Raw genomic sequence first — 26,696 nt, 5'->3', positions numbered from 1 at the left:
CATATTAATTTGCATAACTTTTGGATGGATGTAAAACGTATCTCCCGATAGCCTAGAGAATATCGTGTGGGCTTTCATTAGATGGATTCAACTTTGATTGTGTTCAGATCGGCTTGAATATACCGAACTGCGTTTCTGGCATGTGTGATTGTTACATATTTTTACTAATATATTCAATCTAAATTGTAGATATTACGGTTATTATAAAGTTTGTTTCTGGTCTATTAGCCAATGCAAACGTAGAACTGGAGACATAGATAGGTGAATAGAAGAATTAGTGAGAACACTGCAATGGATGAGTTGAATATATATTTTATGATCAGAGTTCCTTTCCTTGAAAATGAGGTTAGATATCCAAGATAAAAAGCACCTTGAATTATGCAAACTACGCGTAACCGGAGGTGCTTTCCCTTTTAGCACTTTAATTTAGGCTAATTTATAATAGTAGTTTGGTCCCTTTCTTTAGTACGTTGCATCAATTTTAACGTTTTTCGCTTCTATTTGTTTACCTCCTGTTGACTCAAATGCGTTTTCTTTCTCTGATTTCCCTTCAATATAAATGGAACATATAATTTTCCTGCCGACATCTGTTGGAATGAGATTGAAAATATCCTGTACATAAAATTTAGATATTAAATGGCTTTCGAATGATTCAATGGAGTTATAATCATAAAGTAAAATTAAATCCTTGTTAGATGCAACATTGTATCTATATTTTAGCCTCCATGCTAAACTTTTTAATTCTGAACTGTATCTTTCTTTTATGGTCTGCATTCTAATGACCTCAGAACTTTTATGAACAATAGTTTTAGTTTATATTAAACTGGTAGAAATTGCTTAAGCATATGGTGTTTCAGTGGATGTCGAAAGTAAGAATCATTTGAACTCCAAAATTTAAATGTATATTCTAACTTACGTAAAACTTAAATATATTGTATGATACAATGCAACATTACAAAACATTTTAATTTTGTTTTTATATGGAATTGAGACGTGTCTTGATACTCTAGCTAGCCACATCATAATCCCGATCATATTTTGGAATAAAACAACGATTTAACTTCCATAAATAACTATTTTTTCTTGTTGTTCTTTCAAAAAGTTTTGAATGACATTTATGCGCTTGGTCGGCTAAAAGATGCAACCATGTTTTAATTGAATTCTAGTGGCCGGTTGGATCCATATCAGCTGTTTCACGTTATCATTTCTGAATTTAGGAGATAAATTTAATAACTTTACTAACTCTTTTTCTTCGCTCTCACACTTCGATGCATCAACAAGTACTTGTTGATGCTCTTTGACTTGATCCTTTTCCGCTGTATATAAAATTATTGTACAAGGCATCTTTGAGCAGAATTCAAATCTGTTCCAGAGATGTCTTTTTTGATTTTTGATCACATCATTCTCTTGAGAAGTTATCTCTGAATGGGGAATGTGCTCTGTTCGTTATCTGTCATTCATCTGTTGGCGTTTTCCCCTATGGTGACGTTCAGTGGAGTGATACAATGCCTTTACGACATGAAATGAATACGTTTACATAAGGAGATGGATCATGATGAAACTGTCTGTATTCACGGTGGCTACCCCTGATCTGAATGCAGAAGAACTGGCATCGGCTGCGGCAGCAGCGGGAATTGATGGAATTGAGTGGAGATTCCGTGGAATTCCTGAAGATGCTATATCTGAAGAGCCTTCTTACTGGAGAAATAATCGATGCTCGGTAGATCCGAGTCGCTGGGAGGAACAGGTTCCTGTTTTTCGTGAAGCAGCGTTAGGGCAAGGTAGAAAATCCATTGCACTTGTACCGTATCTGAACTGTGATGATCTGTCTGCCACCAAGCAAGCGTTTCAGGCTGCTGCTGGTTTAGGAGCATCTATGATGCGTGTGGGTGTCCCTGGATATGATCGCAAGACCAGTTATCCTGAGTTGTATCGTAAAGCCGTTGAATATCTGAGTGAAGTACAAGATCTGGCCAAACAGTACAACATCAAGGCGATTGTAGAGACGCATCATCAGACGATAGCACCGACGGCATCACTGGCCTATCGGCTTGTGCAATCGCTGGACCCGCAGCATGTGGGTGTATTGTACGATCCAGGCAATATGGTGCATGAAGGATATGAGAATCATCGAATGGGACTTGAGTTGCTGGGCCCTTATCTGGCTCATGTACATGTAAAAAATGCCGGTTGGTTTGAAGCAGAAGGGAAAGATTTGCAAAAGGCTAATGTGACTGGGAAGAGCAACGGAGTGGCTCTGAATACAGACTGGAAATGTCACTGGACGCCGCTGACTGAAGGCATGGTCGATTGGGTACAGATGGTGCGGGATCTTCGTGCCGTCGGGTATGACGGATATTACGGAATAGAGGATTTTAGTGGTGCCTTGGAATCCAAGGCGATGTTACAGCATTTTGCAGACGTTTTTGCCGAAATTGAGCGACGTGTGGACGAGGAGGAGCAGTCATGAGTATCGTACGAGTAGCGGTGATTGGTATAGGAAACATGGGAGCAGCACATGCCAGAACGTTGGTGGCTGGAGAAGTACCCGGTGCAGAGCTGGTCGCCGTATGTGATGTAAGAAGAGAGATGGAGAGTTGGGTATCCAGTCACCTTCCGGCAACGGTCACCTATTGGCAGGATGCAGAGCAGATGATGGCTTCGGGTACGATTGATGCAGTCATTATTGCAACGCCGCATTATGATCATCCGGAACAGGCCATTCAGGCTTTCCAGCATGGCTTGCATGTCATGATCGAGAAGCCGGCCGGTGTATATACGAAACAGGTACGCAAGATGAATGAAGCGGCCGCAGCCAGCGGTAAAGTCTTTTCCATGATGTACAACCAGCGGACCAATCCACTCTATATTAAACTGAGAGACTTGATTGCTTCAGGGGAACTGGGAGAGGTACGGCGTACCAACTGGATTATTACGAACTGGTATCGATCCCAAAGTTACTATGATTCCGGCGGCTGGCGGGCAACATGGGCAGGTGAAGGGGGCGGTGTACTGATTAACCAGGACCCGCATCAACTGGATCTGTGGCAGTGGACCATCGGCATGATGCCGGTGCGAATGCGTGCTTTCTGTTCGTTTGGCAAGTATCGGAACATTGAAGTGGAAGATGATGTAACAGCTTATGTGGAGTATGAAAATGGAGCAACGGGTGTCTTCGTAACGACTACTGGAGAAGCACCGGGTACCAATCGATTCGAGGTCAACGGAGACCGGGGTAAAATCGTGATCGAAGATGGAAAACTTACGTTCTGGCGACTTCGGGAATCTGAGCCTGAATTCAATCAGCGGTTTACCGGAGGTTTTGGACAGCCAGAATGCTGGAAATGCGAGGTTCCGATTACAGGTGTGGAAACGGGTCACCCGGGCCTGATTCGTAACTGGGTAGATGCGATTCGTACAGGCGCACCACTTATTGCTCCCGGTGAGGATGGTATACACGGATTGACGTTATCGAACGCTATGTTGCTGTCTACCTGGACGGATAACTGGGTGGATCTGCCGATCGATGAGGATCTGTTCTACGAGCATCTGCAGGAACGCATTGCTGGTTCAACGACGAAGAAAGACAAGGCATTCAGTGGCAGTCAACCTGCTGATTTGAGTCAGACGTTTAAATGAAGACAATTTCTTATATAGACGAATTCATTGTAATCAACATTTTATAATAAGGATGGGATGACATGGCTAAAGACGGAATGTTTTATGCACCAAAAAGTGTTACAAAAGAGGTCGTTTGTGGTCCGGGTGAGTTCACGATTGCTGCTGTTGCGCTGGATCATGGACACATCTACGGCATGGTTGGGGGATTGTTGGATGCTGGAGCTACCCTCAAGTGGGTGTATGATCCGGACCCGGCGAAGGTAGCGGCATTTCAGAAGCAGTTCCCACAGGCTCAAGTTGCTGGATCTGAAGCCGAAGTGCTTGCAGATGATGAGGTGTTATTGGTGGCAAGTGCAGCGATCACTTCAGATCGTGCACCGCTTGGCATGAGAGTTCTGGCCGCAGGCAAGGATTATTTTACAGACAAAGCCCCATTTACCACACTGGAGCAATTAAAGTTTGCACGAGAAGAAGTGAAGCGAACGGGCAAGAAGTACATGGTGTATTACAGTGAACGACTGCATGTAGAAAGTGCGATCTATGCGGGGCAACTCATTGAACAAGGGGCAATCGGCAAAGTAGTGCAAGTTATGGGTACAGGCCCGCATCGCCTGAATGCTGGAGGAAGACCCGACTGGTTCTTCAAGCATGAGCAGTATGGCGGTATTCTCTGTGATATCGGGAGTCACCAGATCGAACAATTCCTGACGTTTGCATCATGTACGGACGCTGAGGTAGGTTTCAGTCGTGTGCATAACTTCAATCACCCACAGTTCCCGGAACTGGAAGACTTCGGCGAAGCTTCTCTGATCGGGGACAACGGAGCGTCCGGTTACTTCCGAGTGGATTGGTTCACACCCGATGGTCTGGGCACATGGGGCGATGGGCGTACAGTTATTCTGGGAACGGACGGTTATATCGAACTGCGGAAGTATATCGACATCGCAAGGGAACCTCAGGGGGATCAGGTGTACCTGGTCAATCATGAAGGGGAGTACCGTTACAATGTAAAAGGCAAGGTCGGCTACCCGTTCTTCGGTCAGCTCATCCGCGATTGCCTGGACCGGACCGAGACAGCCATGACACAAGAACATGCATTCAAAGCGGCAGAACTCTGTCTGATTGCACAGCACAAAGCCATGAGCGAGCGCGTGGTGTGGAGTAGCGGGGCGAAGTAAATGTTTTAGGTGAAGGAGAGCAAAGGTTGATCACTAAAGGTTATTAGTAAAGTTGAGTGAAGAAAGAGCAGCCCAAATGTTAAACTGCATCCAACAGGTTAGTCTTTTCTAACGAATGGAGCAGTTTGCACTGGGGCTGCTTTTTTTGAGTATGTTCGTGACTTCGCATATGGATTAATTTGGGTTATATTATATGTAGTTCTGATATTCGTTAAAAAGAGAGGTGTTTACGAAGTTCGTAGAACTGATGTTAGGTAAATTTATCAGAAAGAAGGAGAAATATATAATGACTCATAAACTAATCATAGTAGATGGAATACCGGGATCTGGGAAGTCGACGCTTTCGGAAATGATATCTAAAGAGTTGGATAAACAAGAAATAAACAATATATTTTATCATGAATTAACTGAAAATCACCCACTATTTATATATGAGCGTAAATTTACGACCTTAAAAGATCAAGAGGAAGCAGAGTATTATTTTAATCGAGTAGTTGAATTGTTTAATAGTTTTGTAGAATCCCATAAGAATAAATCGGAAGTTATTATAATCGAAAGTGTATTATTTCAAGATACATTAAGTTTTGCATATAACATGGGAATGAACCGGCTAAAGATGGAAGAACTATTTAGCAAATTAGTAGATATATTAAGAAACATGAATCCTATTCTCATTTATATCTATCAATTAAATGTTAGAAGAAATTGGGAAATACTTGGTAAGATAAGAGGTGTAGAATGGATAGCTTCTTTACATACTCAAGAAGGATTAGATGAAGCTGAGAGAGATTGGAAACCGAATCAAGAATTTATTAAGTCATTGATTGAAGAATGGGAGATACCAAAATTAATTATTGAAAACAAAGATTATTTATGGGAGCAATATAATGAAAGAACTAAAGAATTTTTGAGAGCTAATTCAATGCTATCTGACAACATCACCTAACATCACATTCCTACTGCGGGCATTCGCCCCTTGGTCACCAGAGGCGTCTCGAGGAAGAGGTTCAGGCGACACATTGATTTCCCTAAGATAAGAGCTATCTAAGGGAAATCAACGTCAGGAATGCACCAACGTTATACGCAACCACCCAGGAGTAATTGTATGCGGATCAAGGAAGGGGATAAATTGAATGATATTGAATTTGGAACTAGCGGATATTTTAGAAAAATCTGAAATTAATTATATGGTTGATCGAATGACTGCAATTAGAGAACGAGGAGGAAACCCTGAGGGGATTGAAATAAAACGATTCGGGGAGAGCACGGCGTTTTATAGCAAAACCATGCCCTGGGGTCTATTTAATAATGTAAAGGGAAGAATTTCTGAAGATGTCATTGAAGATATCTTAGACTTTTATAATGAGCGGGAGAGGAATTTTGAGATTCAAGTCATCCCCGGTAAGATAGATCAAAAAGTAATGAGAACGCTCCATAATAAAGGCTTTTATCAATCAGGATTTCATACAACGCTTTTTTGTGAACCTGGAAATCTAAATTCGTTTGATCATCATAAACTGGAAATTCGTGAACTACTTGAAGATGAGTTCGATACATATGCAGAAATTCATTGTTTAGGTACAGGATTATCTCTTGATGGGAAAGAACACGTAGCTGCAAATAACCGAGTACTGTTTTCCCGTCCTGGATGGCACTATTATTTGGGGTTGGATCAGGGCTATCCAGTTGCAGTAGCTGTAATGTATATAGAGAACAATGTTGCTTCATTAACATTTGCGACAACACTATCTGAATATCGAAATAAAGGATTTCAAACAAATTTATTACTTAGACGAATTCATGATACCTACAACAATTGTAATCTCGTTGTTAGTCAGTGCTCATTTGGCTCGCAAAGCCATCGGAATATGGAAAGAGTGGGTATGAGAATTGGATATACCCGGGCAACATGGACAAGGAATTAATTGTGAGGGGAAATTTAGGCTGGCATCGCCTAACATAATATTCAAGCAGCGGCCCTTCGGAGCCTGGTCTGCGAGGTGGATTTCGAAGAGGGATTTCAGCAGCCGGCCCCTTCAGGGTTCATGAATACATAAACGTTATCTGACATAAACCTATTACATTTTAGGAGCAAATAATGAATATCACTTTCTCGAAATGGGTGCAATATTATCGAAGAAATAATCAAAATCTCAAATATATTCATTGGGATGACAACTATAAATTAACAACTAATGAAAGAGAAATAATCATTAAGTCAATTCAACAGTTTCAATTAGGAGAAAACTCTGAAGGTAAATATCTAATTAAACGTGCACAAGAATATGTACATCAGACACAAGATCAGGATTACTATGAAGCGCTTATAGAGTTCATTAAAGAAGAACAAAGGCACGCTAGAGATCTAGGCAGATTTATGAAGGTACAGGGAATCCCACTCCTTCGTAGACATTGGGTGGACAATGTATTTAGAAGATTACGTCGATATGCGAGTTTAGAACAATCAGTCATTGTTCTATTAACTGCTGAGATCATTGCTAAGTTGTACTATAAAGCTTTGCAAAAATCTACAAAGTCAGAAGTATTAATAGATTTATGTAATCAGATTTTAAGTGATGAGGAGAAACATGTTCAGTTTCAATCTGAAACACTTCATAAATTTGCTCAAAATAGAAGCGTTCTCTTTAACAGAATAGTTTATATCCTTCGTAGAATCCTTTTTGAAGGAACGCTAATTATAGTGTGGTATCAACATAAGCCTGTATTTAAATCTGGGGGATATAAACTCAAAAGTTATTACTATGAATGCCGTCATGAGTTTAACTTAACAAAGAAGATTATAGCTAATTCACAGTAGAGGTTTACGTCAGGTAACATTATATCCAAGCTTTGGGTCCTGACGCTCCCTCGGTCAGCCCGAAGGGAATTGGCAGGGAAGTGGAATCTGGCGGACACATCCGCACCGACTAACCGCATCGCGGCCGTCTTTTGACGGAGCCTTAATTCGGTGGGACGTCGTGAATACAGAACTTTATAGGTGATCAGCGTAAAAACAGTATAACAATTCATTATTTTATTTTGAATAGGAGTGAAATCATGCTGGAAGCGGTTATTTTCGATATGGATGGTACACTATTTCAAACAAACAAAATCTTAGAGCTATCGTTAGAAGAAACATTTACTATCTTGAGGTCTCTAAATGAATGGTCGAGTGAGACTCCAACTCAAAAATATCGTGAAATAATGGGTGTTCCTCTACCAGTAGTTTGGGAAACGTTATTGCCGAACCATTCAAATGAAATCAGACGAATTGTGGACGAGATCTTCCTAGAGAAGCTAATTGCAAATATTAATAATGGCAATGGCGCCCTGTATCCGCATGTCAAAGAAATTTTTAATTATTTGAAACATGAAGGCTATTTCATTTTTATTGCAAGTAATGGACTAAACGAATACCTTAATGCCATCGTTAACTGCTACAAATTAGATAAGTGGGTGGCAGAAACTTATAGCATCCAACAAATAGGAACTCAAAATAAGGATGACTTAGTCGGTCATATTCTTAAAAAACATCACATCAGCAATGCAACTGTAGTTGGGGACAGGATTTCTGATTTCAATGCCGCAAAAAACAATGGGTTGAAGGCTATTGGTTGTCGATTTGATTTTGCCCAAGAAGGGGAGCTTGCACAAGCGGATTTTATTATTGACGACTTACTTGAATTAAAAAATATATTTAAACATCAGGGAAAATAGAATGCTTTTGTAATTATATCGAAGAAGACGCTGAAATCATATAACACCATATTTAAGCTGCGGTTACCCCTTGGTCACAATGATGTTTTTGGCAGGGGAGTTGATTCATGTGACAACTTGCTGCGCAAGTTCGTGAATACAGAACGTTATACGCAACCCCTTAAGAATGTTAAACCATGCAACCAATTAATAACAAATGACGAATTGTAATATGAAGTGCGACACCTACTGGAAATAAATAAAAAAGGGCCCATGGCCGGATTCGTGTAGAATGAAGTCACCACAACACCATTCACACAAGGAGAATCCAACCATGAGCTACAGACATCTTAACATAATCGAACGTAGCAAGCTAGAAATCCTACACCAGCAAGGCAAAAGCTCAAGAGCCATTGCGAAAGAACTGGGGAGGCATCCATCAACAATTTGTCGTGAGTTAGATCGTGTGGCTTCATCACATCCGTATCAGGCAGAACAAGCTCAGCACGCTTATGAGGAGCGTCGTAAGGCTTCGGTCTCTCCAGGGAATTGGTCAGATGCTTTGGCTGCTTCACTGGAGGAAAAATTGGAGGCAACGTGGTCTCCGGAACAAATCACTGAACGTTTCCGCACCGAAGGCCGCCGTGCAGTCTCCTTCAAAACCATCTACCGCTGGATCTACGCTGGGCGCTTGGTTCAAGGTGTATTACAGGTTCTTCGACACAAGGGGAAGCGCCAGAAACCCGCAGAAACTCGCGGTAAATTCGCTATTGGTCAATCCATTTCAGATCGCCCCAAAGAGGTTCGTTCCCGTGAAACGTTTGGACACTGGGAACTGGATTCCGTCGTATCAGGTCGTGGGAAAAGTAAAGGCTGCGTAGCGACGTTGATTGAACGAAAAACACGCCTATATACCGCTGTTCTCATGCCCGACCGTACCGCTTTGTCGATGGAGATTGCGCTCGGTGTAGCGATCTCACAGTACCCTACAGGGACCTTCCTCACAGCTACGGCTGATCGAGGAAAGGAGTTTGCATGCTATGCCAATCTGAAAACGACCCACAACCTGCACGTTTATTTTGCTGATCCGTATTCGTCTTGGCAACGCGGTTCCAACGAGAATGCAAACGGGTTGCTTCGAGAGTTTTTCCCTAAAGGTACCGATCTCGCTCAAGTGGAGGATGAAGATCTCGCACACTCTCTGGATTTAATCAATAACAGACCCCGAAAATGCTTGGGGTGGAGAACAGCTCACGAAGCTTTCACAGAGGAACTGTCGCACTTGACTTGACAATCCGTCAAATAATAAATATAGGTGAAAGAATATATTTACAACGTAGCAGTTGAAAACCAGGATGAACGGAATATTAGAAGGTGTACCATATAACAATAAATTTCCACATCGTTAGTTATGCTCCTCGGTCATCAAGAGGAATACCAGAGAAGCGGATTCATAATAAAGTGCAAACTAAAGAATATTGCTATTATGCGAAAGAGAGGATCAAATGAATTATCATTTCGGTTTTTCATGGAAGGGTCTGATAATCTTTTTATTGCCAATGATACCCAATATATTTTATTTTTTAATTCCTGCGTCAGATATATCAGGAAACAATGCAAATAGCCATTTGATTTTAGATGTTTTGGAGCACGGAAGTCAGGCGATATTTTTCTTTCTTCTGATATTTGTTGTAAGAAAACAAGCATCTGAAGTGCGATGTCCTTATATAATTGGTATGGCAATAATGTTGATTTTTTATTATGGGCTATGGATATTGTATTTTACAGGCAACGCAAACTCGATTATTTTTTTGGGGATGGCCGTTCTCCCGGTAGTATATTTTATATTAGCTGAGATTTGGCTTCAAAATTATCTGGCTATTATACCAACAGTACTTTTTGGTATTGTGCATGTCATTAATACATATTTGTCTATTGCGAATTAAAGGGAAGACAACAATTCTCTTAAATTTTGATTGTGCGTTCAGCATGTTATTCTATATCAAGGATTAAGTCCCGAATGGTAAGGTTAGAAGTAAGCCATAGCTTAAGGCAGGGGTGTCCAACGTGAGCAGGAATCTGAATGAAGCCATCGGCAAATCTCCGGTCCGAGGAACACGAGCCTCTTATAAGGCTAGCGTTCATTGGATGAAGTTACTACACAAACCAAAGTTGATACTGCTGAAGGCGTACGAGAGTAAATGAGGGGATCTTTCCTATGCGGAAACGGATTTGATAGGAGCAAAAGATAGAATCCAAAAGATAAAACACGTAAAGACATATTAAATACATAAAACACACAAGACATATAAGGATGTGGAATCGAAGAAAAAGGGGCAGCGTATAACAATGCATTTTTGCTTCGTCGCTGACGCTCCTCGGTCTTCAAGAGGGATTTCGGAGAAGTGGAATCAGGCGACACATCCAACCGGCTAAGTGGCAAAGCCACCCGAACCTCCGGTCCTTAAGCCGTTTGGACGTCAGAAATGCGCGACGTTATACGCAATACCCTAAAATTAAGAAGAAACTAAAGAACAATAAAAGAAGAAACATAATAAAACTTAATTGAAGGTGATAATTATGAAAGAATGGGACTACAGTAAGCCTTGGTTTCATGGCTCGCCATTATTTCTAAATGAATTACTAGTCGGAAGCACAATAACTCAAGATCGAGAGTTAGCAAGAATCTTTTCGCAGAAACCATCTATTGTTTCTTTTGATGAGAATGGCGCAAGATTTCATAATGGTAAGTTATGTGGATACATTTACATAATTGATGAGGAAATTATAAGTGAGGATGTATATCCACATCCAGCAACTACCATGAAACCTGGTGAAGAATGGCTCATAAAAAGAGGATTAAAAGTACGAAAGATAGATGAGACAAAAACAAGAGCGGAAGAACAACTTTCAGAGCAAGAGGAGTTAGAATTATTGGAAAAGCTAAACAACAGATAGCCCATAGCTTGGTCACAGAAGAGGGTGCTGCAAATAACAATGTATTCACGCCTCAGGCCATTCGGCCCTGGGTCAGGCAGGGGAATTGGGGCAGCCGGACAACCCTGCACTGGCTAAGTCCGTCAGACCCGGCTGTAGCCCTTAAGCCAGTGAGGGTTTGTGAATACAAGAACGTTATCTGTAAGATTGAAAAATGATTAAAACTGTAAAAAGAAAAAGTATATATTATCTAATTATAGAGTTAATTCAATTGCAACGTTCTGTTGCTAGAGGGGAAGTGATCAAGGTGCTAATTTTGATCCTGCTTATAATTATTGTTATGGGAGTAGCAATTATAGATGGGAGATTAAAAAAGAAACTTGAAAATGATAAAAGAATTATTTAAAGATTAGATGTGTTAATTAATGAAGTGAGAGATATCCGTAAAAAATAGAGAAATAATAATCACCAAAGAATAGACAACCTCGTTGGGGTTCATGAATACAGGAACGTTAGATGAAATCCCCAATCAATAAAGACTAATACTTTTGAGTGCATTTCATTTTTAAGGGGGAAACATAAATGATAGAACTTAGGAAAATAACATTTGATAATTTTTCAGAATGTCTGGACTTAAGAGTTGAGGAAGAGCAAGGCAGATTTGTAGCATCTATTATATATACTCTTGCGGAATTGTATGTTGTTATAACAAATAAAAGCAGTTTTATTCCAATGCCATATGCGATTTATTGTAATGATAAGATGGTTGGATTTATCGCAATGTCATATGTTATTTCTGAGAGTGAAGATTCTGAAAATTATTATGACATATATAGATTTATGATAGATAAACGATATCAGCGCAAAGGATATGGCAAAAAAGCAATAGAAAAGTCAATTGAGTTACTTCGAACTTTGCCGCATGGAAAGGCCTCAGAAGTCGTGATTCTTTATTCGCCCGAGAATAAGGCAGCAAGGAAACTTTATTCTTCTCTTGGTTTTGTAGAAACAGGGGAGTTAGATGAAGACGGCGATATTTTGGCAAAACTGATCTTATAAAGCAAGCAGGATTTCTATGTAGTAATTCGAAAAAATAAGGTGAATCATCTAATATCATATTAACGCATCTGGTATTCGCCCTAGGTCGCTGGGAGGGATATCGAGGGAGATGGGTCAGGCGACAATCCTGCACTGACTAAGTCCGTCGGACCCGTGCTGTCGCGCTTAAGCCAGTGAGTGTTCGTGAATACAAGAACGTTATAGGAAATCAAGAGAAAGCCTAAATAAATTATAAAGATTAGATAAATCATTAGTTAAGGACGGTGATTTCAATGAGTAGCTTGTTACTAACCTCTTGTGGTTTTTATACTGAAGATATTAAAAATCAATTTCTGGAATTTATTGATGGAGATATCTCTCCATTAAAAGTCTCAATTATTACAACAGGATCCCCTAGAAAAGAAACTAATAGATATGCACAAAGAGCAAGGCAAGAGTTTAAGGATATGGGATTTCAGCATATCAATTTTGTAGATATTGAATTTGATGACCCGCAAATTCTCTTACATAGAGATGTTATATATATCAATGGTGGAAATCCATTTACATTATTGTATTACGCTAAGAAAAGTGGTGCTGATGAAATTATCAGAACACTGGCCGCACAGAATGTAATTATAGTTGGAGTAAGTGCAGGAACGTTATTACTGGGGCCGAATATTAACATCGTCGATTTCTTTACTCCACAGATGAACACAATGAGTTTAACGGATTTTAAGGCATTAGGTGTAACCGACAAGCTTATTTTTCCTCACTATGATCGAGAGGACATATTTAAAGATAGTACTAATAAAACAATTGAAGAGAGAATAGTAGAATTTGAATGCAATGAGAAATGTAAGGTGACAAGGCTTAAAGATGAAGAATATATCTCAATCTTAATGAACCAAGCACATTGAAAGTCGTAAATTCATTGAAAGTAGCTCGAAGAAGCCCCAAAAATCTTGCCAACACCGTATTCACACTGAGGGCTAAGCCCCTTGGGCTGTCAGTGGGGTTTCGAGGAAGTAGTATCCAGCAGACAACTCTTGTGAGGATAAGTCTTCGACCCAGTCGCTCCTTTAAGTCTCTCGGGTTCGGAAATAAAACAACGGTAAATAAAATAACGAAGCAGTTTATATTGGGAGTTGATTCATTGAAGTATTCAACTGTAGTTCTTGACTTGGATGGAACATTATTAAATTCAAAAAAAGAAGTATCTAAGAGAAACGTAGATGCGGTCTTATCTTGTTATCAGAAAGGAATGAGAATAATATTTGCAACAGCTCGACCGCCCAGGGCGGTTAATTGTTTGCTTCCACAAGGATTAGTAGATATCGGGGCTTTTGTATATTACAACGGAGCTCAAGTGATATGTAAGGAAACCAAGATAGAAATTAATGAATCAATCCCTGCTAATGTAACTACAGAAATTCTTGATTACTGTTTGAAGTGTGACCCTCAAATTGAACTGACTATGGAAGTGAAGGATGAGTGGTTTAGTTTAAGAGAGCTTGATTATATGAGCTCAATGAACACACAATCAAACCCCATAGTAAAACCCTTAAAAGAAATAAAGCAATATGATGCCACGAAGATACTTCTGACTGGCAATAATCACAATTCTGGATTGTTTGAAAAATTCGAGGGTAGAGTGAATATACTAATTACGGATAATAATAAATTAGTACAAATCATGCCTCTTCTGGCATCTAAGGAAATGGCAATTACTAAAATCTGTGAATTATATAATGTAGAATTGGATTCCGTTATTGTATTTGGTGATGATCATAATGATGTAGGCCTCTTTAAGATGGCGGGATATTCTATTGCTATGGGAAATGCGATTAGGGAATTGAAGGAAATCGCTTATGAAATAACCGTTAATAATGATGAAAACGGTGTTGCTGTAAGTCTAGAAAGATTTTGTGGGTAACTCAAGGTTACTTTATCTAACAGTACATTCATACACCGTCGCACTTGCTCCTCGGTCGCCAAGAAGGATATCTGAGAAGTTGATTAAGGCAACACATTCAATCAGCTAAGTCTATTAACTCGTTCCCTACGGTAAGCTGCTTGAACGTCAGGAATACAACAACGTTAGCCGAAAGAAGTTCTTATTTTAGGAGGAGTCTATATGATATTAGAAAAAGTTATAAATAGAATTGCAATACAAAGTGAATATAAGGATTTGGTTGATAAGTATATAGATCATATACTTAACGAATTTAAAGATAAGATTCATAGCATTTATATGTGTGGCTCGATTCCAAAAGGAACGGCTCAACCTTTTAAGTCAGATGCAGACTTTACTATTGTATGTGCAAATCCCGAAGATATTGATTACGAAAGATTGTCAAATATCAAAGACAGGCTTTTGGAAGAATATCCATTCGTCACTAAGATGGATACGATCATTTGCTCGATTGATGATGTATTAAGTAGACCGAATGATTGGGGTTTTTGGATTAAGATCATTTGTGTTTGTATACATGGGGAGGACATTGGTGAAAAAGTACCCCCGATCATAATTTCTCCAGAATTCATTTTAGACTTAAATACAGATACCAAGGAGGAAGTAGATCGTGTACATCGTTCACTTTCTAATGTTAGTGATCACTCAATGAAAACTAGATATATTAAAGGTTACTCTAAGAGATTAATTCGTGCATTATACTCTTTGGTTTTAGAAGATACAGGGGTATGGGAAGATGAAATCATTAAGATGAAGAATGCCATATTAAACTATTGTGAGATTAACTCCGCTTTAGTTGAGTATCTATATGCTTGTTACTTGGATAGTAGCAATGTACTTGTTGAAGAGTTTTTGAGAAATGCAGATGAAGTATATCGCTATTTTGAGAACGCTTTAAATACAATGGCTGCTTCCAGAAATTCATTTGGCTAACAATATATTAACGATCTTAATCACCTTGAGAAGCGAGTGACCACATCCAGCCCCAAATCCCGTCGGGACATCGCCAATACAAAACGTTATCTGAAACTGGCAAGATTGAAAGGAGAAAACATGATACTTGGGTTATATGAAGCACATTTACCAGTGAGTAACTTACATCAATCAATCGAATTTTATTCTAAATTAGGATTAGAGCTGGCCTGGAGAGATGAAGATACAGCTTTCTTCTGGATTGAAAAAGATAAGAGTTGAGATGATCCAGATGGAAATAGTTTAGAATTAATGTGTTTTGTAAGTATCCCTGAAAACTTAAAGAATATATCAAATAAATTATCAATCGAAGAATGGGAAGATCTTTTGAAAGCTAAAAACTAAAGAATGTATTGGGGTATTTAAAAGAAGTATCAGCATCAGATAACATAATATTCACGCTGCGGCTCCTATGGAGCCTTGGTCTTGTAGATGGAAGCGCTTCAGCAGACACATTGAACTACGTTGGACGATGAATATAGAAACGTTAAGCGACATAATTGCTAGTGGAAGGAGATTTAAATGCATATTAGAGGAATAATTCTTGAAGGATACTCAAATGCCGGGAAGACTTCAGTATTAAAAGCAATTAAACGTTATCAATCACAAGAAGAATCCTCAGAACGGAGCGTAGTTATTCTTGGAGAACATTATACTCAAATTTTGAATAATAAACATGGAGAATATGTAAGTCTAACCCGAGAAGGACACATTGAGTTACTTAAAGAGCGGGTTGAAATGCTAAAGAAACTTAACGAATGGGCAATTCAACTTGGTCCTGCATCTAGAGGATCTAGGGGACTATTTTATGTTCTGGAAAGGTTTCACTTAAATCATAGAGCTGCATTTGTAGATTCGGATTTGGATGAGATAAATAAAATAGAAGAACAGCTTGAGTCTTTAGGTGCCAGGTGTATTCTGCTTACAATCTCGTCCGAAGTCGTAGAAGAAAGAATTAAAAGTAGACAACCAGAAGAATGGATCTATAAAACAGAAGAAGAAGTAAGATCGTCGGTAAGTGAATTATTAAAAATCCAAAATGTATTAAGACATCAAGCTCAAATCTCAAGAGTGCCAACAATAGAAATCAATACAGATGGTAAGGATTGGGATCAGTATGTAAGGGTAATCATGGAGGGCAACGACATCGCCTAACCAGATGTTCAAGCATCGTCGCTACTGCTCCTTGGTCGGATAGAAGCTATAAGCAGAAGAATGTATTTAGCCAGACGTATCAGGCATTCCCCGGTCGTCGTGAACACAAAATGTTAGATGAAATCAGTTAAAATCAATATCAATATGAGGTGCGTAATGGATCGTAAGATTATTCAAACCGCAAAAGAGATTGCAATAAGAATTATTCGCAAAGCAGGTTTAATCTCTAAAGAGAAGTTTGATAACTTTGTTGAACTGAGATCTAAAGATGAATTTGGGGATGTGGTTACTGAAGTAGATCATATCTGTGAAGAAATCATCATCAAACAAATACAAGACGTATTTCCAAATCATCAGATACACAGTGAAGAGGCAGGGCTTATCGGAACTAAGCACGATTGGTTATGGTTAATTGATCCTTTAGACGGAACTAATAATTTTGCGATTGGTTTACCTGTTTTTACGATATCAATTACCTTAATGTACAAAAGAGAGCCTGTGCTTGGAGTGGTCTATGAACCTCTAACAGAACGTTTATTTGTATCTGTTATTGGTGAAGGGACAAGCTGCAATAATCGACAAATACAAATTAAGAGTAACCCGAATATTTTCAAAGGAAATATAGGTTGGATTCAAGGTCACAGAGTACAAAACGACCCACAAGCAGTAAAACTAAGACAATACATTGATAATAGATTTAAACGAATGTTAAGATTGTGGGCTCCAACGCTTCAATGGTGTATGTTGGCCAGAAGATATTGATGGAATTGTTCTGTACAATTCTGAAGGTGATGACTTGTATTCAGGTATCTTAATGGTTAAGGAAGCAGGGGGGCTTGTTATAGATTTTGAAGGAAATAAGTTTAATGGAATGAAAGAAGAACCTTATTTAATTGCATGTCACCCAGACCACAAAGAAGAACTATTGCAAATTGTAAGAGAAGGATTGAGCTAACACCTAGAAGCAACTGACTTCAGCTAACATTATATCCACGTTTGGGAGCCTGACAGTTCCTCGATCGGCGAGAAGCAATCGGCAGGGAAGAGAATTCAGCGGACACATCCGTACGACTAACCGCATCGCGCCCGCTCCAATTGGTCGCTTAAGTTGGTGGGAGGGTCGTGGATACAGTAACGTTATGCGCCATTAAAGGAGATAATTTATGAAAGGTAAGATACTCTTATTAGTTTTTATTACAATAGTGTTTTCATCTTGCCAAAATAGTAGTCAATCGACTACCTTGAACAGCGAAACTAAATCAAAAATGAATTCTGAACTGCCTCCTGATGAAGAGAGTACAGGTAATGGAACAGAACCGAAAGAAATAACTGAAGGTCGATCAGATGCTTCTAACAATGAAGTGTTATCCATGAGCATTGGGAACTATGAATTGAAAGGAGAATTTTATGATGAAATGCTTCGAAATCCTATAGATCATGATTATGAAGTGGAATTTAATGAGGCTCAAAATTCAAAAGAGATTATTACAACAATGGGATGGGGGGCGTTGGAAAGCAAATATACAGAGATTTGGGATAAAGAGTTGAATCAAATATATAAAAAACTTCTTTCTAAGTTGGATAGAGAACCAAGAGAAGCACTAATCGAATCGCAGAAAGAATGGTTACAGTATCACTTAAAGGAAACAAAATTTGTAGAGAAGACATTTATTAATAATGGTTACCTTGGAACACAAGGATCGGTAAGCCTAGGCATGGTTATACGGGAGAGAATTAGGGAAAGAACAATGCAATTATTTGAATATCGATATTTGCTAGATGGTGAAGTTGAGTTTTTATACCAAAGTAAAAAATAAAGTTGGAATCTGGATCAAAGGTTTTTAGGTGATGCCTCGAAGCAGTAACGGCACATAACAATGTATTCAAGCTGGGGGGATACCACGCCTTGGTCGCCTGCGAAGTTTCGATGAAATGAATCCATACGACACTTTAATTTTACTTAAGATAAGAGCTATCTAAGGGGAATCAAAGTCAGGAATGGACATACGTTAGGTGAAACCGCGAAGTGCATTGAAAAAAAGGAGTTAGATGCAAACATGGAATTAAAACTTGTCCGAGTAAATTCTGAAGATAAAAGTATACTAATCAATTTATATGAATTGTACGAGTATGACTTCAGTAAATATACAGGTCGAGATATAGATAGAAACGGAAAATTCGAAGTAAACATAAATTATTATTGGGAAGGCGACGAAAGATGGAATCCATTTTTTATAGAAGTAGCAGGTAAACTCGTTGGTTTTATAGTAGTCCTTTTTGAGAATATGGATACTGATCCAGATCCGACGCATGTGATATACGATTTTATGGTTTTACAGAAATACAGAAGATCGGGCATAGGTCGTAAAGCAGCAATAGAAGCATTTAAGATGTACAAAGCGAATTGGAAGATTTCGCAAATGGAGAGCAATCTTCCGGCAAGGACATTTTGGAGAAGTGTAATAGAAAGTTTTAAAGGAACTAACTACACTGAACACTATGCACAAGATCGAAAAATATATATACAAGAATTTAGTACAAGAAATTAGAAAAAGAGGGTCATAAAACCCTCTAAATACTAGAATTCTGCAATTCACTAAATAGTTGTAGGGCATCTTTGAAACCTTGTATGTAGATACTTCTTTCTAGGATGGATTGGAGTGAGATTTGTGCGTCTTCGTAAAGAAAAACTGTATGTTGAAGTTGATCGGGCAAAGCATCACGAAGTGTTTTAAAATATTCATCTGTCTCAGCAGAAAGCTGAGTGTACTCTCTATGACACTCCAGAAGCTTAGTATAGAGCAAATCTAAACGTATTCTTATCAGTGGTTCTGTTAATGATTCTACAGTATTAATCATATTTAGTTCCTCCTTTAATTAACTCTATAAAGTTATTATATGACCTCTTAGAGTTAATTGCAAGGTGAATATTTGACTTTGTAGAGTTAAAACTTCGCTTTCAGTTGATGATTGCTAATATGAAAGATAAGATAGAATTACGGAGGGGAAAAGATGAACATAATCAAGTGTAATATACGAGAACTCATGGCAGAACATCGAATAGATGATATAACAGAATTGATGGCAAAATCGGGCTTAAGCCGGAATTCGATCAATAAACTCTATAGGGAAACAAATATAGAAACAACAAAGCTGGAAACTTTATTCAAGCTATGCGATACATTTAATTGTAAATTATCTGATTTGATCGAATACGTACCAGGAGAAAAATAAATAGTGAAGGTCCGGAGCCTTGGTCTGTGGATAGATTTTGAGAAGGAATTTCAGCAGCTCCCCCTTTGGGTTCAAGAATACAGAAACGTTATCCAATACTCCCAATCAAAACAACAAGCATAGGAGCAATATTATGACAATCATTTTCAAAGAAGTAAAAGACATTGATACACAAGCAATTCAAGAACTGTTTCACTCGGTTGACTGGAAATCAGGAGATTTCCCAGAAGATCTTAGACAAGCAATAAACAACTCGCATACGGTTATTACTGCATGGGATGATAACAAATTAGTTGGTTTAATAAATGCATTGTCTGACGGCGTGATGACAGTATATTTTCATTACATGTTAGTACACAAAGAATATCAATCATTAGGAATTGGAAAGAGAATGATGGAACAAATGCTTAGTCGATATTCTAATGTCAAAACAAAAGTACTTATATCCTATGATAGTGCAGAAAAATTCTATGGAATATTTGGATTTAAGCCAGAAGAAGGAACTAAAGCCATGTTTATTTCAGATATGGTATAGCATTGAAGTAAAGATTCCGATCAGATGAGAATTGATTAGATGAATTTGTTTTTGAGAAGGTCCTATATAAAGCTTCAATTCGGATATGAAGGGATACCAGATGATAAGTTATAAACCATTTCAAAAATTATTGATTGACAGGGAGATTAAGAAGCAGGAATTATTAAAAATCCCGGGGATCTCATCGGCAACGATGGCAAAACTCAATACGAATGAGTATGTATCTTTAGAAGTAATTGATAAATTATGTACGGCATTGGGATGCCAGCCTGGAGATCTATTGGAGCATATAGCAGATCAATGATGGGATGATAACATCTGCTGTTAACCAAAATTGAGATTCCGTCGTATGACATAAAGCAACGGCTCCTAACGGAGCCTTGGTCTGCTAAATGGATTTCGAAGTTGATATTTTGGCAGACACCTCCGAGAGTTTGTTGAACTGCATAAAAAAAGGAAGGTGATTAGAAATCACTGCAATAAATTAAAGAGGAGAAGCTAATTATGTCTAGACCTTTAAGAATTCATATTATAGGTTCAACTGGTAGCGGAAAAACATACCTTGGTCAAGTTTTGTCAGAGAAGTTAAATATAAAAATTCACGAACTAGATACAGTCATGTGGAGCAGTAAAGTGGAGTTTTCAGGAAAGAATTCTCCAGACGTGAGAGATAAATTACTACATAAAATAATTGATAATGATAGTTGGATTGTAGAGGGAGTATATTATAAATGGCTTTCTGATAGCTTTTCACGAGCAGATGTAATTTATTACCTAGACACTAATGTATTGATTCGACATTTTAGAATTATCATGAGATTTGTTAAACAAAGAATAGGCGCAGAAAGATCTATATACAAGCAAACATTAAGAGGACTAATTGAAATGCTTATTTGGAATCATAAATTTAATATTACAAATCGGAAAGAAATCTGTAGTTTCTTGTCCCCTTATAAAGACAAAGTGATAATCTTAAAAACCAACAGGCAAATGATAAGTTTACTCAATGAAGGCAGTGAAATCACATAACTCCGTATTTACACATCGGGATATACGTCCCTCTGTCAGCAGAAGTTTTGGTAGAGGACCAGAAGGTAATATAACAATTAAACGGTGGACATTGATCCTTGGGCCCAATAAGCAGTACACCCAGCCTACGCTGGGTCTTATATACAGATAAGTATGTGAAATCGACGAAACTATTTAATGAGGGTGAACGATGAAGATAATAAGAGATAGGGAAGAACTTGAAGGAACTGGTTATATTGAAGTTTTACCCGGGAAGTACCTTGGGCAATGTTGGAATGAGGACTCAATTTACTTTGATGAGGAAGTATTCGGCTTTGTAGAGAAAACAATAGAAAATATATTTTCTGGATATGATCATTATGCATTTAATGAAATACATCGAAAAACGTGGGAGGTGATCCTTGAGGATTTGAAAACGCTTGCTAATCTCCTTGATGAAAAAGTAACAATGGAATTAATAAATGAACATGTATATTTCTTCTTTGGCAGTTCTAAAGATGAGTTTCAACAAGATTTTCTCAATAGTGTTCGGAGACTTCGTGAATTAATCATAGAGTTTGTTGTATGGGTTGAAAAGCAATTAACAACTCAAGATTTTGTTTCAGTTCTAGGCATTTAGCTATTCCATTCGAGGAAGAGTGGTTATTTAAACCACCATAGGAGGAATTAAAATGAAATTTATCGTTTCTGCTAGTGTAATCGTTCTCAATGAACATAATGAGATTTTGCTCATGAAAGGTCGAAGAGGTTGGGAAATGCCTCAAGGTTGTGTTGAAGAAGGAGAGACTATTAGGCAGGCAGCGGTTCGAGAAGTGAAAGAGGAAACAGGGATTGACATTGAATTAATTAAATTTTGTGGTTTGTATCAGAACATAACGCGAGGCGTATGCAACAATATATTTACTGGAAAACCGATTGGTGGAGCTTTAACTACCAGTGATGAAAGTGAAGAGGTGGGCTACTTTACTTTAGAAGAAGCTGGGCAAATGATAACATGGGGGAATTTCTATGAAAGAATTCATAATGCATTAGATGAGAAAAGCCATCCTTTTTTGATTGAATTTTCAGAATAAGGTCACTCATTATGGTAGACTCCACCTTAAAGCCGCTCCTATCTTGGTTGGTGATGTTCTAGACAAACACCATTCGACCCAAGATAGGGGCGCTTTTTATATGCTTGTACCTTCGTAACTCAGGTTTAATTGCGCTAGTTTTCTAATCAAAATACAGATATGAGAGTAGTGTAATATAAGGAGCAGCCCGAGAATACAGGTTGCTTCTTTTTTTTGCTTTTACACTTCGTAAATGGAACATTGTGGGTTATATTGGATATGATTTGGTTCTATAGTAGAGAAATGGAGAGGTGGTCAACTTTGGATGAAAATGTACGCTTTCCGATAGGACACTTTGAGCCAAGTCTTAAATTCTCTAATGAGGACCGAATCCACATCATAGGTCGAATTCTCGGAATTACGAAAACCTTAAGAGAGATTACACAACATCTCAATGATGAACAACTTTGTACTCCTTATCGTGATGGCGGTTGGACAATCACACAGATTGTGCACCATCTTGCGGATAATGACATGAACGCTTATATCAGATTTAAGAGAGCCTTGACTGAAGATGAACCGATGGCAAGCTCATATCTAGAGGATTTATGGGCATCATTACATGATTACAGGAATACGCCCATCGAAGATTCAATTTTGTTGATGGAGATACTGCACAAGCGATTTCTCACTCTGCTGCTTGGTTTACATCCCGATCAGTTTAGACGAACACTCCGAACAGAAGTGTTAGGTACAATTACATTGGATATCGCGATTCAAAGATTTGTATGGCACGGGCAGCATCATATTGCTCAAATTAAATCTTGTATAACATCGCAGAGGTGGTAGGGTCTTATCTCAGGTGTGTAGGTAACATAATGGGAAATTGTGAATTGAATTTCTGAGGAGCCTTGGTTTGCTGCTATCATTTACTGAGCATTTGTATGTAAACGAATTCAGAACTAGATGAGTGACTACGCTTTAAATATAAATTCAAATAGAAGTAATTTTGATTTAGGGGGGATACAAATGTTGATTGAAGACGAAAAGTATACCCTGATTGCGCAGTTGAAATCAGAATAGTAGACGTTGGCGGTTTAACAAAACCACAGCTTATACAGAAACTGGACCAACACTCTATTTCATTGAATAAATATGGAGAACAGTTGTTAAATGATGAGAGATTTATAGTTTCCAGTACAAAGCGAAGATTGCAAACGGTTGAGTTGACCGTCAGACAACTTGGATTTTCGGATGGTGCTACGACTTTTCAGCTCTTTCGAAGAGCAAATGATCTTGGGTTAGAATGTTGTCCGGTTGAGTTAGGACCTTATCTAAGAATGCAATATTTGGATCAGCCTGAGATATGTTCTACCAATATTTCAGAGGGTAACAAAGCTCCGTCCGGCTCCATTACGATAGCATCTGCAGCCCTTACGGAGGATAATGAATTTCCAAAAGGTTTTTATCTCAGACGAATAAACGACAAGTTATGGTTACGAGGATATCTTGCGGACGATTTGCATATTTGGAGTCCTCAAGATCTTTTTATCTTCTGTAGGGCTCAGCTTCTATTGTATGAAGATCAGAAAGGTATTTTTGAAAACAAAGGAGTGAAGACCAATGGATATCAAAAACAAAAGCGGAGATGTGCTTGGAAAGATTCAAATTGAATCCTTACGCAATGATCATGCGATTGACCGGATCGTCATTGACTTAAAGCCTGGTGAGGGGAAGGCGATATACACCGCAGATGTTATAGAGAACCAATTCACGCAACAGACCAACTATGCACCCATTTCATGGGAAGACGGTTTGGAACAATTGCAGAAACATTATTCTCCATGGCAGCCGAAATTTCCGATTGATTCTGATATAGATGCCATTCATGTATTTTATGGATTTGATAATTTAACTCCGCAAGAAATCGATGAAATGATTGAAGAAAGTAACAGGTCAGGCAGAAATGTAGTGATACGAGACTTGAAGCCCAATAAGAAGGTTGTGGGCATCAGCATCACATATAAAGAATACGGTGGTTATAAACTTAATATTTTCGGGACAACAAAGAGCCGGATCGCATTGCCTGATCATGATGGTACTAAGGTTAAACAGGTAGCCATACGTGGCGTCCAAGCATTTTATATTTTCAATAACGAAACTTCCCAATTGGTATGGATCGAAGAGGATGTGCATGGGAAGGCGCTGCAATACGAGATCATTGGCGGAAACATGTCAGAAGATCTTGTGATGAAGATTGCGAAGTCAATGAACTGATAAATGATGATATTAATCTGAGTGAGGTGCAACGATGAGTTACAAAGCTATACTCATAGACCAATTAAACGCCTGTTATCATGACAAGAGCTGGTTTATTCCGCTTCATGATATTTTGACAGACCTCAATGCGGCGGAGGCCGCTTATGTAAAGAATGAGGGAGAGCATTCCATTTGGGCGATCGTCAATCATCTTATTTTCTGGAATGAGAAGTGGCTTGAGAGATATATTGCCGAACAGGTCAACGGGCAGAATTCAGTGAATAATGAGGATACATTTGACATAGATACGTCTAACCTGAATGATGTGGAGTGGGGCAAGACATTACATAGACTAAAAACCGTCTTTAGTGATTGGAACAGGGCACTTGAAGATAGTGAAGAACATAAATTGACACGTGAAGTCCCTTCCTATTTCAACGCGCCATGGTGGGGAGTTGTATCAAATCTATGTATTCATAATGCCTATCATATTGGCCAGATCATGCTGCTCAAAAAATCAATGAAACAAACGTAGTACATGCTGTATTTCGTTTATAAAATTATACTTAAGTAAGGAAGATGACTATCATGGAAAAAGGCAAAATTATATTTTTGAACGGTGTAACCAGCTCTGGTAAAACTTCAATTGTCGAAGCGATGCAATCATACGATGATCCGTTTTTCTATGTTGTGGCTAATGATTTATTTGAAAATACGATCGGTGATAAACACCTTCAGACGAATTACTGGAAGTATCTGAGTGAAGCGATTGTAATGATGTATCATACGGCAAAAGTATTTTCAGACCATGGAAAGCATGTTCTGATCGATGGCATACTTGTGGAAAGACCGGAGCTCGCACCTCATTATGAACAAGTCAAACATATTTTTGAAGGGTATCCACTGGATATTGTGGAACTGCACTGTCCTCTCGATATCTGTCGTCAGCGTAACATTGAACGTGGTGATCGAAGAGAAGAGCAATCGGATGAGCAGCATCAAATCATGGCCCAAAACATCAACTATAGCTACTCCATTGATACAAGTATGAACACACCGGAAGAATGTGCGGAGAAGATTATTGCAGCGCTGTTCAAGACCAATCATGAACCATTGAAAAATATGTAAAGATTATATTACGAAGCTGTAGTGGAATCGATATCTAGTAACAACTTTGTCTGCTTTGGTCTGGAGGATTAAATGAGGATTTCAATGGATTTACAATTAAGAAAAAGTATAGTTAATGATTTAAAGTCAATGGGGATAAGGGAGGGTATGACGATAATCGTTCATTCCTCCTTCAAAGCAATAGGTAAGGTTATAGGCGGCCCGGTAAGTGTTATTTTAGCTCTGGAAGAAGCCGTTGGAACCAATGGAACCATTGTCATGCCCACTCAAACAGAACATCTTTGTGAACCTTCAGAGCATGACGCGAATCTGTCCTCAGAGGAAATTGAGTTCATCAAAGACAATATGCCTATTTATTATCCTGATCTAACCCCAACCTCGTATATGGGCATCATTCCTGAGGTGTTTCGGAAGCAAGATGGTGTGTTTCGAAGCTCACATCCGCACATGTCTTTTGCTGCCTGGGGGAAAGAGGCAAAACGGATAATGGAAGATCACAACTTGCATTATGCATTAAATGAGAAATCTCCGTTAGGAAAAATCTATGATTTGAGTGGATACATTCTGTTACTTGGTGCGCCTACAAATAGTAACACCTCCTTGCACCTGGCCGAATATAAACAGCAGAATTCATTTGTTAAGCCAAAAGTTTGGGGAGTAAAAATGCTGGTGGATGGACTTGAGCAATGGACTACATACGATGATATTAACAATGAATCAGATGATTTTGAATTGATTTTTAATGAGTTTAAGATCCAAACTAACGCTGTTACCGAAGGAATGGTAGGGGAAGCTGTGAGTTATCTAATACCCCAAAGAGAGATGGTTGATTATGCTTTGGGATGGATGAATCGGAATCGAAGAGAACCTATAGAGCAGTGAATCAT

32 protein-coding genes and 2 pseudogenes are annotated in these 26,696 nt (G+C 38.6%); 32 read left to right on the top strand and 2 right to left on the bottom strand.

Annotated features, from left to right (window positions below; genetic code table 11):
* Positions 1 to 462: 462 nt before the first annotated feature.
* The gene (locus MHB71_RS13070) at positions 463 to 774 is read right to left on the bottom strand and encodes a hypothetical protein (protein WP_340029855.1); all 312 of its coding nucleotides are present in this window, start codon (positions 772 to 774) and stop codon (positions 463 to 465) included.
* A gap of 781 nt (positions 775 to 1,555) precedes the next feature.
* On the opposite strand from MHB71_RS13070, the gene MHB71_RS13065 reads away from it, so the two are divergent.
* From MHB71_RS13065 to MHB71_RS12970, 20 genes and pseudogenes are all read left to right on the top strand, one after another.
* Positions 1,556 to 2,470, top strand: a complete 915-nt coding sequence (locus MHB71_RS13065; protein WP_340030172.1) for a sugar phosphate isomerase/epimerase family protein — start codon at positions 1,556 to 1,558, stop codon at positions 2,468 to 2,470.
* A complete protein-coding gene (locus MHB71_RS13060) occupies positions 2,467 to 3,639 on the top strand; it encodes a Gfo/Idh/MocA family oxidoreductase (RefSeq protein ID WP_150367624.1) in 1,173 nt (390 codons plus the stop codon). Before MHB71_RS13065 ends, MHB71_RS13060 begins: the two co-directional genes overlap by 4 nt.
* A 62-nt stretch (positions 3,640 to 3,701) precedes the next feature.
* Positions 3,702 to 4,799, top strand: a complete 1,098-nt coding sequence (locus tag MHB71_RS13055; RefSeq protein ID WP_340029853.1) for a Gfo/Idh/MocA family oxidoreductase — start codon at positions 3,702 to 3,704, stop codon at positions 4,797 to 4,799.
* Between the two features lie 286 nt (positions 4,800 to 5,085).
* Positions 5,086 to 5,745, top strand: coding sequence for a hypothetical protein (locus tag MHB71_RS13050; protein ID WP_339188136.1), 660 nt, complete (start codon positions 5,086 to 5,088; stop codon positions 5,743 to 5,745).
* Between the two features lie 187 nt (positions 5,746 to 5,932).
* On the top strand, positions 5,933 to 6,724 hold the full coding sequence (locus tag MHB71_RS13045; RefSeq protein ID WP_340029852.1) for a GNAT family N-acetyltransferase: 792 nt from the start codon (positions 5,933 to 5,935) through the stop codon (positions 6,722 to 6,724).
* 173 nt (positions 6,725 to 6,897) lie between these two features.
* Complete coding sequence (locus tag MHB71_RS13040) at positions 6,898 to 7,617, top strand: ferritin-like domain-containing protein (protein WP_076249764.1); 720 nt, start codon at positions 6,898 to 6,900, stop codon at positions 7,615 to 7,617.
* 239 nt (positions 7,618 to 7,856) lie between these two features.
* Positions 7,857 to 8,516, top strand: coding sequence for an HAD hydrolase-like protein (locus MHB71_RS13035; protein WP_340029851.1), 660 nt, complete (start codon positions 7,857 to 7,859; stop codon positions 8,514 to 8,516).
* Between the two features lie 313 nt (positions 8,517 to 8,829).
* The gene (locus MHB71_RS13030; protein WP_340029850.1) at positions 8,830 to 9,786 is read left to right on the top strand and encodes an IS30 family transposase; all 957 of its coding nucleotides are present in this window, start codon (positions 8,830 to 8,832) and stop codon (positions 9,784 to 9,786) included.
* Between the two features lie 214 nt (positions 9,787 to 10,000).
* Positions 10,001 to 10,441, top strand: a complete 441-nt coding sequence (locus tag MHB71_RS13025; protein ID WP_340029849.1) for a hypothetical protein — start codon at positions 10,001 to 10,003, stop codon at positions 10,439 to 10,441.
* 634 nt (positions 10,442 to 11,075) lie between these two features.
* Positions 11,076 to 11,453 carry a hypothetical protein gene (locus MHB71_RS13020; RefSeq protein ID WP_340029848.1) on the top strand — a complete coding sequence of 126 codons (378 nt, stop codon included), beginning with the start codon at positions 11,076 to 11,078 and terminating at the stop codon, positions 11,451 to 11,453.
* Positions 11,454 to 12,014: 561 nt separating this feature from the next.
* A complete protein-coding gene (locus MHB71_RS13015; RefSeq protein WP_340029847.1) occupies positions 12,015 to 12,491 on the top strand; it encodes a GNAT family N-acetyltransferase in 477 nt (158 codons plus the stop codon).
* Between the two features lie 272 nt (positions 12,492 to 12,763).
* Positions 12,764 to 13,390 (top strand): Type 1 glutamine amidotransferase-like domain-containing protein, encoded by a 627-nt coding sequence (locus MHB71_RS13010; RefSeq protein WP_340029846.1) that lies wholly within the window; start codon positions 12,764 to 12,766, stop codon positions 13,388 to 13,390.
* A gap of 236 nt (positions 13,391 to 13,626) precedes the next feature.
* The gene (locus MHB71_RS13005) at positions 13,627 to 14,406 is read left to right on the top strand and encodes a Cof-type HAD-IIB family hydrolase (RefSeq protein ID WP_340029845.1); all 780 of its coding nucleotides are present in this window, start codon (positions 13,627 to 13,629) and stop codon (positions 14,404 to 14,406) included.
* A gap of 201 nt (positions 14,407 to 14,607) precedes the next feature.
* Complete coding sequence (locus MHB71_RS13000; protein ID WP_340029844.1) at positions 14,608 to 15,378, top strand: nucleotidyltransferase domain-containing protein; 771 nt, start codon at positions 14,608 to 14,610, stop codon at positions 15,376 to 15,378.
* Between the two features lie 120 nt (positions 15,379 to 15,498).
* Positions 15,499 to 15,762: pseudogene (locus tag MHB71_RS12995) on the top strand (hypothetical protein).
* A gap of 177 nt (positions 15,763 to 15,939) precedes the next feature.
* Entirely contained in the window at positions 15,940 to 16,572 is a 633-nt protein-coding gene (locus MHB71_RS12990) for a hypothetical protein (RefSeq protein WP_340029843.1), read from the top strand.
* A gap of 156 nt (positions 16,573 to 16,728) precedes the next feature.
* On the top strand, positions 16,729 to 17,334 hold the full coding sequence (locus MHB71_RS12985; RefSeq protein ID WP_340029842.1) for an inositol monophosphatase: 606 nt from the start codon (positions 16,729 to 16,731) through the stop codon (positions 17,332 to 17,334).
* A 34-nt stretch (positions 17,335 to 17,368) separates the two neighbouring features.
* On the top strand, positions 17,369 to 17,527 hold the full coding sequence (locus MHB71_RS12980) for a hypothetical protein (protein ID WP_340029841.1): 159 nt from the start codon (positions 17,369 to 17,371) through the stop codon (positions 17,525 to 17,527).
* A 208-nt stretch (positions 17,528 to 17,735) separates the two neighbouring features.
* Entirely contained in the window at positions 17,736 to 18,389 is a 654-nt protein-coding gene (locus MHB71_RS12975; protein ID WP_340029839.1) for a lysozyme inhibitor LprI family protein, read from the top strand.
* 240 nt (positions 18,390 to 18,629) lie between these two features.
* Complete coding sequence (locus tag MHB71_RS12970; protein WP_340029838.1) at positions 18,630 to 19,121, top strand: GNAT family N-acetyltransferase; 492 nt, start codon at positions 18,630 to 18,632, stop codon at positions 19,119 to 19,121.
* Positions 19,122 to 19,143: 22 nt separating this feature from the next.
* Here the strand turns inward: MHB71_RS12970 and MHB71_RS12965 are convergent, their stop codons facing one another.
* Positions 19,144 to 19,431: a hypothetical protein gene (locus MHB71_RS12965; RefSeq protein WP_036609138.1), complete on the bottom strand. Its 288-nt coding sequence runs from the start codon at positions 19,429 to 19,431 to the stop codon at positions 19,144 to 19,146.
* A gap of 153 nt (positions 19,432 to 19,584) precedes the next feature.
* Between MHB71_RS12965 and MHB71_RS12960 the strand changes: the two genes are divergently transcribed.
* The 12 genes and pseudogenes from MHB71_RS12960 (at position 19,585) to MHB71_RS12905 (ending at position 26,691) form a co-directional block, all read left to right on the top strand.
* Positions 19,585 to 19,806: a helix-turn-helix transcriptional regulator gene (locus MHB71_RS12960; RefSeq protein ID WP_179086413.1), complete on the top strand. Its 222-nt coding sequence runs from the start codon at positions 19,585 to 19,587 to the stop codon at positions 19,804 to 19,806.
* A gap of 133 nt (positions 19,807 to 19,939) precedes the next feature.
* Positions 19,940 to 20,341: a GNAT family N-acetyltransferase gene (locus tag MHB71_RS12955; RefSeq protein WP_036670471.1), complete on the top strand. Its 402-nt coding sequence runs from the start codon at positions 19,940 to 19,942 to the stop codon at positions 20,339 to 20,341.
* Positions 20,342 to 20,441: 100 nt separating this feature from the next.
* A complete protein-coding gene (locus tag MHB71_RS12950) occupies positions 20,442 to 20,645 on the top strand; it encodes a helix-turn-helix transcriptional regulator (RefSeq protein ID WP_338708533.1) in 204 nt (67 codons plus the stop codon).
* A gap of 200 nt (positions 20,646 to 20,845) precedes the next feature.
* Complete coding sequence (locus tag MHB71_RS12945; protein ID WP_340029837.1) at positions 20,846 to 21,370, top strand: DNA topology modulation protein FlaR; 525 nt, start codon at positions 20,846 to 20,848, stop codon at positions 21,368 to 21,370.
* A 190-nt stretch (positions 21,371 to 21,560) separates the two neighbouring features.
* Positions 21,561 to 21,989 (top strand): hypothetical protein, encoded by a 429-nt coding sequence (locus MHB71_RS12940; RefSeq protein WP_340029836.1) that lies wholly within the window; start codon positions 21,561 to 21,563, stop codon positions 21,987 to 21,989.
* 52 nt (positions 21,990 to 22,041) lie between these two features.
* Complete coding sequence (locus MHB71_RS12935; RefSeq protein WP_047842564.1) at positions 22,042 to 22,443, top strand: NUDIX hydrolase; 402 nt, start codon at positions 22,042 to 22,044, stop codon at positions 22,441 to 22,443.
* Between the two features lie 300 nt (positions 22,444 to 22,743).
* Complete coding sequence (locus MHB71_RS12930; protein WP_340029835.1) at positions 22,744 to 23,271, top strand: YfiT family bacillithiol transferase; 528 nt, start codon at positions 22,744 to 22,746, stop codon at positions 23,269 to 23,271.
* Positions 23,272 to 23,495: 224 nt separating this feature from the next.
* Positions 23,496 to 23,990, top strand: a pseudogene (locus MHB71_RS12925) (helicase); the annotation flags it as partial.
* Positions 23,991 to 24,045: 55 nt separating this feature from the next.
* A complete protein-coding gene (locus MHB71_RS12920) occupies positions 24,046 to 24,699 on the top strand; it encodes a DUF4367 domain-containing protein (RefSeq protein ID WP_340029834.1) in 654 nt (217 codons plus the stop codon).
* Positions 24,700 to 24,733: 34 nt separating this feature from the next.
* Positions 24,734 to 25,216, top strand: coding sequence for a DinB family protein (locus MHB71_RS12915; protein WP_340029833.1), 483 nt, complete (start codon positions 24,734 to 24,736; stop codon positions 25,214 to 25,216).
* Positions 25,217 to 25,269: 53 nt separating this feature from the next.
* Complete coding sequence (locus tag MHB71_RS12910; RefSeq protein WP_340029832.1) at positions 25,270 to 25,809, top strand: AAA family ATPase; 540 nt, start codon at positions 25,270 to 25,272, stop codon at positions 25,807 to 25,809.
* An 84-nt stretch (positions 25,810 to 25,893) separates the two neighbouring features.
* Positions 25,894 to 26,691, top strand: coding sequence for an AAC(3) family N-acetyltransferase (locus MHB71_RS12905; protein ID WP_340029831.1), 798 nt, complete (start codon positions 25,894 to 25,896; stop codon positions 26,689 to 26,691).
* The last annotated feature ends 5 nt before the right edge of the window (positions 26,692 to 26,696 follow it).

The sequence above is a fragment of the Paenibacillus sp. FSL H7-0940 genome (assembly GCF_037979415.1).
GTDB classification, from domain to species: domain Bacteria; phylum Bacillota; class Bacilli; order Paenibacillales; family Paenibacillaceae; genus Paenibacillus; species Paenibacillus amylolyticus.
Note: the sequence above shows the minus strand (reverse complement) of the source record. Positions and strands in the feature narration are given on the sequence as shown.